Source organism: Limnofasciculus baicalensis BBK-W-15, assembly GCF_024178385.1.
In the GTDB taxonomy this organism is placed as follows: Bacteria; Cyanobacteriota; Cyanobacteriia; order Cyanobacteriales; family Coleofasciculaceae; genus Limnofasciculus; species Limnofasciculus baicalensis.
In genome coordinates this window covers 1-2,512 of sequence record NZ_JAMZMM010000591.1, presented here as the reverse complement: position 1 = coordinate 2,512, position 2,512 = coordinate 1, and the positions used below count along the sequence as shown (strand labels likewise).

2 protein-coding genes are annotated in these 2,512 nt (G+C 46.1%); both read left to right on the top strand.

Annotated elements, in window-relative coordinates; translation table 11 throughout:
• Window positions 1–119 precede the first annotated feature (119 nt).
• Window positions 120–1,028 carry a ribonuclease HI gene (gene rnhA, locus NJ959_RS28460; protein ID WP_254015128.1) on the top strand — a complete coding sequence of 303 codons (909 nt, stop codon included), beginning with the start codon at window positions 120–122 and terminating at the stop codon, window positions 1,026–1,028.
• A gap of 231 nt (window positions 1,029–1,259) precedes the next feature.
• A complete protein-coding gene (locus tag NJ959_RS28455; protein WP_254015127.1) occupies window positions 1,260–2,489 on the top strand; it encodes a GNAT family N-acetyltransferase in 1,230 nt (409 codons plus the stop codon).
• Window positions 2,490–2,512: the final 23 nt, after the last annotated feature.

Here is a 2,512-nt window from a genome sequence, read left to right as displayed (position 1 = left end):
TTCTTGGAGAGCAACCACTGTACCTGTACTCAGGTCAGTGGCGGGAGGATGTCACCTAGATCTAGAAGAGGGGTTCGGTTAGCTGTAAACTGGTAACCCATAACCGAGCGCGATTAAGAATGCACCAAACTCGCCAAATCAAAAGCTTTTACACAGATGGAGCCTGTAGTGGCAATCCCGGTCCCGGCGGCTGGGGTACAGTAGTTTATTTCACAGATGGTTCAGTTTACGAGATGGGTGGTGCCGAAGCTCAAACCACAAATAATCGCATGGAAATGCAAGGAGCAATCCAGGCATTGAAGATGCTCAAAGCCTGTAGTCAAAAAGAGCCAGTTACCCTCTACACCGACAGCGAATACCTGAAAAACGGAATCACAAAATGGATTAAAGGTTGGAAAAAGAAAGGATGGCAAACAGCCCAAGGGAAACCTGTTTTAAATCAAGATTTATGGGAAATTCTGGATGAGCTAAATTTGCCACAGGTAGATTGGCAATACGTCAGGGGACATAACGGCGATCGCGGAAATGAGCGAGCTGATAGAATAGCTCGTACCTTTGCCAGTGGCAAGCCGCCAGCACTAAACCAAACTCCTGGCATTGAGACTCCCCAAACCCTGAAGGAAATCATTAATTCACCAGTAACAGGAGTAGCAGATTCACGTCAATCTTCTGAGTTAACCTACAAAAGTGTACCATTGAGCCTTGCCACCTCTGACTTAACCATGATAGATTCGACAGATTCTTCATATATCGGTGCAATGGAAGAATTACCCCGCGAAGTGAGAGTAGATCAACTTCGTAACCTGGTAGAAACTCTACGCATCACCGATGAAATTGCCACCAAAGGCTACCTCATCAGTAGTTCAGAACTTGCTGACTTAATGGACGTAAACGCCAGTGCCGTAACTAGTCGGGGCGACAACTGGCATTGGCGCAACTGGATTGTGTCACGAGTGCGGCGGGAAGGGAATCAAATTCTCTGGCAGCTAGAAAGGGTAGACCAAGTTAACGCTACGGATCAAGAGTAGAGGAAGTCAGATTCAATAGTTATAGGCGGAGAGGATCTCAATATAGCTATAATTAAAAATATCGAACATTCCCACGCCTATAAGGGATGGCTATTCTATTGAGGTCAAACTCTCAATTATAACAATCGTCCCCTTACCACATTTTAAGATGGCAGTGTAGCGGGACTCTATCATGCCCGTTAGCCAAAAAGTCTGAAATGTCAAAGTTTTGGATAACCATCTGTACCCAAAATGACTTCATCATCTCCACCGGAAAACCCAAAGACTGCGATCCGCCCCATTCAATACAGCGATTTGGAGGCAGTTGAACACCTAACCACAGAGGCAACTGATATTGACAGCAACAGTTGCACGGTAGTTTTCATCCGCCAATTACAGCAAATTCGTGAATGGTATGGGCTGTTGATGTGTTTGAGTTGGTTCCCCAATCCTGCCCAGCATGACTTCTGTATTTACGTGGCGGAAACTCAGCAACAGATTCGGGGAGTGATGAAAGTTTCCCCATTCAATCGCACCCGCAGTACCTGGCGAGTCGAGCAGGTGTTAGTCTCCCCAAATGCCCCTACCCTGGAAATTGGCTCTGGACTATTGCGCCATTGCTTTGAGACAATTTGGGAGGCACGTACCTGGTTACTAGAAGTTAATATTCACCAAAAAAATACCCTAGGAGTTTATCGCCACAACGGATTTCAACCCCTAGCCCAACTGACTTACTGGGAAATAGCCCCAGAAGAATTGGAAAAACTAGCATCTCGCGAACCAGATTTACCCAACCTCCTACCAGTCAGCAATGCTGATGCCCAACTTCTCTATCAATTAGATACAGCATCAATGCCACCCTTGGTGCGTCAGGTTTTCGATCGCCACCTCCAAGATTTTAAAACAGGTTTTCTCCGTGGATTGATCGAGCATATACAACAATGGATTGAGCAAACTGAAGTTGTTAGTGCTTACGTCTTTGAGCCTCAGCGCAAAGCAGCAATTGGTTATTTTCAAATAAAGCTATCTCGCGATGGTAGCCGAATTCACGAAGCCCAGCTAACCGTTCATCCAGCCTACACCTATTTATATCCCGAACTCCTAACTCAAATGGCTCGGATTGTCCAAAACTTCCCGAAACAGTCGCTAAAACTGACTTCGGCTGACTATCAACCGGAAAGAGAAGAATATTTAGAACAGATTGGGGGACAGAGAATTGAGCATACTTTACTCATGTCTCGCTCTGTTTGGCACAAGCTGCGGGAATCAAAACCGCTGGAAGCATTACAGTTAGCGGATGTTCTCCAAAGGCTACAACCAGCCCGCACCCCCATACCTAGTCGCATGTCTTGGTGGAAGTCTGTACCCCAGGAAACCAAAGCTACTTCTATGATGAATGGCTCCGATTCTGGTTTAAAATCACCCAGCCCCCTATCAAAGGAAATTAACCCTTCTAATGAGTCTCCTGATATTCAGAATTAGGGAGTGGGGAGTGGGGAGTAGGG